A 5,391-nucleotide genomic window follows, 5' to 3' on the forward strand; every position below is an offset into this window, starting at 1 on the left:
CTGGACAATTCAAAAGGGCAAAAAACCCTTGACAAACTACGATGTTACAAGTATAACTGTCTAAAGTGGTAAATAGTGTTAAAAGGTGGGATAGTGTTCGCGGGTAGATTCGAATACGCCATAGACGACAAAAGCAGGGTCAGCATACCTGCGAAGTTCAGAGAGATGCTCTCTGTGCACCATGATCTGAGGCTGATCTTCACTAATCTCGACGGGTGCATTGTCGGTTATCCCTTTCAGGAGTGGCTGAACATTGAAGAGAAGATATCGAACAAAAGCTCGATGAAAAAAGAAGAGAGATTGTTCCTGAGGTATTTTTTCTCCGGCGCTTCTGAATGCACGATCGATAAGCTCGGGCGGGTCCTTTTACCGCAGGCATTAAAAACCGATGCACATATTATAAAAAACGTCGTGATCATAGGGATGGGCAAAAAGATAGAGATATGGGCAAAGGAGAAGTGGGAAGAATTGGTGAAACAGGCAACGTCTGATCCCGACCAGATTGCAAGTATCGTGTCGGAACTCGGCCTTTGATTGGTGTCACACATATACCCGTTCTTTGTGAAGAAGTAATACAAAACCTGATAAGTGCTGAATATAGCCTGTTTGTCGATGCAACGGTTGGTGGAGGGGGACATGCACACCACATACTGGAGAGATACAAAGACATACGGTTGATAGGCCTCGATGCAGACGAAGAGGCCTTAAGCACGGCTCAGGAGGTGCTGAGAGGTTACGGCGAGAGGGTAGAACTGGTAAGGGGAAATTTTAAAGACCTCAAGGAGATTCTTAATGGGATGGGTGTATTTTCCTTCGACGGTATCCTTTTTGATCTGGGTCTTTCAATGTACCAGTTAATGGGCAAGAGGGGCTTCAGTTTTAACGACGAAACCTTTCCTGATATGCGGATGGATGACAGGGCAGAACTGACTGCCTACGACGTGATAAACACATACAGATACGACGTGTTGAAAAAGATTATCGGCGAATACGGGGAAGAGGAAAAGGCACACCGGATCGCGAGGGCGATCGTCGATGAAAGAAAGAAAAGGCCGATAACAACGTCAAAAGAACTGGGCAACATCATCCTGAAGGCAAAGAAAAGAAGGGGGAAGATCCACCCCGCCACGAAGACCTTTCAGGCCATTCGCATGGAGGTCAACGGGGAACCAAAGAACCTGCGGACAGGAGTGAATGACGCCATCGACATGCTCAACAGGCAGGGAAGGATCGGCGTCATATCGTTCCATTCGCTGGAGGACAGAACAATAAAGGGGATATTCAAAACATCTGCCGTTGTGAGTGCGGTGACGAAAAAACCGATACGGCCCGAAAGAGATGAGATAAGAAACAATCCGAGCTCAAGGAGTGCGAAACTCAGGATAGCAGAAAAAGATTAACCGGGGGGTTTATGGAAAGGGTTTACGTATCCGCGAAAAAAGATATGGCATACAGAAATTCTCAATCTACGCTTTTGATCGTTGTCTGTTTCATTGTCTTCGCTCTGATCTCCTTCTTCATGATATCCGCCCACGGCCAGCTCAAGGAAGAACTCATCGAGATGCTCAGGCGCGAGAGAGAGGTCACCGATATGAACAATAAACTTAAAACGGAACTTGCAGGCATTATGCAGGCAAGGATGCTTGAATTAAAGGCGAAAGAGAGACTTGGGCTGAAGAAACCAAAGGATGAAGAGGTTCTGGTATTGAGATGAACAAAAGGGCTAACAAAAAGGCCTTTTTCATTTGCGTATTGATTGGATTGATGTATGTATCCGTTGCGATGAAACTCCCTGACAGATTCACTATAGGAAGGACTTCGGAAACTCGGGATGCTGCGCCGACCGGCATGAGCGTCTCCATACCAAAACCGGCTCCGGTAAATGTTCCGGCGCCGGCAAAACCATCGAAGACCGAGCCGGTTATTGAGCCGTCTTACTTTGTTGCGATCCCTATCGTCTGTTTCGCGATCAAGGAAGGTCTCATTGAAAAAGAAGGCCTTATCTTCATCAGGAAAGATGCGCAGGACAACGCGTATTGCAAAAAACCCATGGATATCCTGAAGGAAAAGGATGAAGAAGGATTAAAGAGTATGGCAAAGATCATCGGGAAAAAACAGTTGATCTCCTTTTTCAAAAAAGAGGGCGTCGCACTGCGTGAGGAACTGGATCCCCGGGACGTGATCCTCGGGAAGGGCTACGTGATAGAGAAGAATATCATTCTCGCCATGTACAACAGGAATGTCCCTGAAGATTACAACAAGCTTTTTCCCTACACGATACATACAACAGAGATCAGAAGGGAAAATGACCGTTTTGCGTTCAGGCAGGTCCCCGATACTTTAAAGACATACCCCGACAAAGATCAAAATGAGTGGGTTATGCCCAGCCTCATCAATCTTCCCATGAAGACAGCGCTTGAGAAACTGGCAACACGCACATCAAAGATAAAGATATACGGGAGCGGTCTTGTTGCGGAACAACAGCCAAAGGCCTTTGAAAAGATGAAAGGTGAAACGGAGTGCGTTATCCACGGGAGGCCATACAGGTAATGAGACTCAATATCCTGATAGAGAATATGCCTGTCATAAACATAAAAGGCAGCAAAGACCTCGAGATCACGGGGATCACGAAGGATTCACGGGCAGTCGGGGAAGGTTATATGTTCTTTGCCACCAGTAAAAGTGGGACATATATAGACGATGCGTTGAAGAGGGGGGCGAGGGTCATCGTAACCGACAAAGAGCCCGAGCGGCCCTTCGACTGCGTGATCATTGTTGAAGATGTCGCCGCATCCCTCGGCGATGCCGCGTCGACGTTCTACGGTTTCCCTTCAAAACAGATGAATATCGCGGGCATTACAGGGACAAACGGAAAAACAACAACAACATATCTCATTGAGTCCATTCTCGAACATGCCGGTAAAAAGGCAGGCGTCATAGGCACCATTTCATACAGATACGACGGCAAGGCTTTAAAGGCGGAGAACACCACGCCAGGGGCCGCGGAAACCCACAGTCTTTTAAAGGATATGCATCTCGCCGGCGTGACCTTTGTAGTAATGGAGGTTTCCTCCCATGCCCTCGATCAGAAGCGCGTCGAAGGCATCGATTTCGATATTGGCATCTTTACCAACCTCACCCATGACCATCTCGACTATCATGGAGACCTTGAACGCTATAAAGGAGCAAAGAGGCTTCTCTTTGAACATTATCTGCAAAAGAGCTCGAAGGAACAGAAGTTCGCGATCCTGAATATTGACGATCCGAGTACAAGGGATTTCATCATCGCCGCACCGACCAGGACGCTGTCATACAGTACGAAGGGGTATGCCGACGCGCACCTTCTCGGCTACAGAGAGGATATCGACGGACTACAGCTCGATGTCTCCCTCATGGGCAAAAAGGTTGCGCTGACTTCACCGATGATAGGTGTTTTTAATGCCTCCAATATACTTGCTGCCTGCCTGTACGGCCATGTAACCGGCATCCCTTACGCCGACATTGAAAAGGGCATAGAGAAACTGGAGGGCGTCCCGGGGAGACTCGAAAGGATACGGGATCAGAAAGGCCTCTCAGTATTTGTAGACTATGCGCATACACCGGATGCGCTGGGGAATGTGCTTGCCCTCCTCAACCGCCTGAAAAAAGGAAGACTAATCGTTGTCTTCGGCTGCGGCGGCGACAGGGATATCGCGAAGAGATCCATCATGGGCAGCATTGCCGCTCACCTTGCCGATCTTACGATCATAACGTCCGATAATCCGAGGACCGAAGACCCGAAGAATATCATCGAAGACATCAAAAAGGGTTTTAACAACAAACCGTTCAGGGCCATCGAGGACAGGAAAGAGGCGATCCATGAGGCGATCAAGGCAGCGCAGGAGAATGACGTCGTTCTCGTGGCAGGAAAGGGCCACGAAGATTACCAGCTCATAGGCGACAGGATATTGCATTTCAGCGACAGGGAAGTCATCGAGGAGTTTCTCAATGTGGCATCTTGACGAGATTCTGAAAGCTGTGAAAGGCACGTTGCTGAGGGTCGAAAAGAAGACCTTTACGGGGATATCAACGGACTCGCGGACTATCGGCGACGGCGAGCTCTTCATACCGATCACCGGAAAAACCTTCGACGCACACATGTTTTTGCTTGACGCCTATGAACGATCCAACGGCGGGACCGTCTGTGAAAAAGAAAGGGAAGCGCTCTGCGTTACCCTGGAGGGAACGATTATCCTCGTAGAAGACGCGGAGCAGGCGCTTCTCGACCTTGCACAATATAAGCTGCAAACAACAGCGACGACCTGCATCGCGATCACGGGAAGCAACGGCAAGACAACAACGAAGGAGATGCTCGTCGACATGGCGCAGAGGGCTTTCTCTATCCATTTCAATGAAAAGAATTATAACAACATCATCGGCGTTTCCAGGAGCATTCTCTCCATCGAAGGGAACCCGGAGTTTTGCGTCTTCGAGCTCGGGACAAACAGCAGGGACGAGATCGGCCGGCTCGCGCGCGCGACAGAACCGGATATATCGCTTATCACCAACATCAACCCCTCTCACCTTGAAGGCCTCGGCGATATCGAGGGGGTGCTGGAAGAAAAACTCGATCTTTTCCGCCTTACAAAAGAAGGCGGGAAGATATTTATCAATGCCGATGACCCTTACATCCTCCCGCGCTATAAAGACGAGGGGCACGACATCTTCACATACGGGATAGAAAACAACGCTGCGTTTCGTCTCATTGTTGACGAGAACCTCGGCTGGGAGGGCGTTGTCTTCACGCTTCATTTTCCCGGCGACAGTGTTCGTTCAAAGACAAATCTCCTCGGGAGACACAACCTCTATAATATCCTTGCCGCCTCTTCAATTGCTTACAGCATAGGGGTTAAACCGGCCCGCATCAAAGAATCCATCGAGACCTTCAGTTCATACTCAATGCGGTTCAGACCTGTTGCCGCTAAAAAAGGATATACGATTGTTGATGACTCTTACAACGCGAATCCTTCTTCCATGGAATGGGCGATCAAGACCCTTCTCGAACTTCCTGCCACGGGAAAAAGGATCGCGATCCTTGGCGATATGAAGGAGCTGGGGTCAAAAAGCAGCCATTATCACAGGGAACTCGGCAGAATTCTCTCTGAGAGCCCAATACCGGTCATCGCCCTGATCGGCGAGGAGATCAAGGAAACATTCAGGGAGCTTGGTGACGAACGTTCACGGTTGTTCGACGATAAAGACCATCTCATCGATTTCATCAAAAAAAAGGCTGAAAAGGGTGATGTCATCCTTGTAAAGGGTTCGCGGGCTTCGAAAATGGAAGAGATCGTGGAGGCGCTGACGTAAATGCTCTACCATCTATTATATCCGCTGCACGTAAAACTCTCCGTA

Annotated in this window: 6 protein-coding genes; all 6 read left to right on the forward strand. The window is 48.8% G+C overall.

The genetic code is table 11. From position 1 onward, the window contains the following. Positions 1–93: 93 nt before the first annotated feature. Genes mraZ through PHU49_07380 form a run of 6 tightly spaced genes read left to right on the forward strand, consistent with a single transcriptional unit; the run spans position 94 to position 5,346 of the window. Positions 94–534, forward strand: a complete 441-nt coding sequence (gene mraZ / locus PHU49_07355) for a division/cell wall cluster transcriptional repressor MraZ (GenBank protein MDD5243820.1) — start codon at positions 94–96, stop codon at positions 532–534. Further along, positions 531–1,400 (forward strand): 16S rRNA (cytosine(1402)-N(4))-methyltransferase RsmH, encoded by an 870-nt coding sequence (gene rsmH, locus PHU49_07360; GenBank protein ID MDD5243821.1) that lies wholly within the window; start codon positions 531–533, stop codon positions 1,398–1,400. The genes mraZ and rsmH overlap by 4 nt, the downstream gene beginning before the upstream one ends. Positions 1,401–1,411: 11 nt before the next feature. After that, positions 1,412–1,714: a hypothetical protein gene (locus tag PHU49_07365; protein MDD5243822.1), complete on the forward strand. Its 303-nt coding sequence runs from the start codon at positions 1,412–1,414 to the stop codon at positions 1,712–1,714. After that, positions 1,711–2,550: a hypothetical protein gene (locus tag PHU49_07370; GenBank protein MDD5243823.1), complete on the forward strand. Its 840-nt coding sequence runs from the start codon at positions 1,711–1,713 to the stop codon at positions 2,548–2,550. The genes PHU49_07365 and PHU49_07370 overlap by 4 nt, the downstream gene beginning before the upstream one ends. Beyond that, complete coding sequence (locus PHU49_07375) at positions 2,550–4,001, forward strand: UDP-N-acetylmuramoyl-L-alanyl-D-glutamate--2,6-diaminopimelate ligase (GenBank protein MDD5243824.1); 1,452 nt, start codon at positions 2,550–2,552, stop codon at positions 3,999–4,001. The genes PHU49_07370 and PHU49_07375 overlap by 1 nt, the downstream gene beginning before the upstream one ends. After that, positions 3,988–5,346: a UDP-N-acetylmuramoyl-tripeptide--D-alanyl-D-alanine ligase gene (locus PHU49_07380; GenBank protein MDD5243825.1), complete on the forward strand. Its 1,359-nt coding sequence runs from the start codon at positions 3,988–3,990 to the stop codon at positions 5,344–5,346. The genes PHU49_07375 and PHU49_07380 overlap by 14 nt, the downstream gene beginning before the upstream one ends. Positions 5,347–5,391: the final 45 nt, after the last annotated feature.

Source organism: Syntrophorhabdaceae bacterium (assembly GCA_028713955.1).
Lineage (GTDB): Bacteria > Desulfobacterota > Syntrophorhabdia > Syntrophorhabdales > Syntrophorhabdaceae > UBA5609.

Coding starts and splice junctions, on each gene's coding strand:
- PHU49_07375 (MDD5243824.1), top strand. CDS start 2,550: ATGAGACTCAATATCCTGATAGAGAATATGCCTGTCATAAACATAAAA.
- PHU49_07365 (MDD5243822.1), top strand. CDS start 1,412: ATGGAAAGGGTTTACGTATCCGCGAAAAAAGATATGGCATACAGAAAT.
- PHU49_07380 (MDD5243825.1), top strand. CDS start 3,988: ATGTGGCATCTTGACGAGATTCTGAAAGCTGTGAAAGGCACGTTGCTG.
- PHU49_07370 (MDD5243823.1), top strand. CDS start 1,711: ATGAACAAAAGGGCTAACAAAAAGGCCTTTTTCATTTGCGTATTGATT.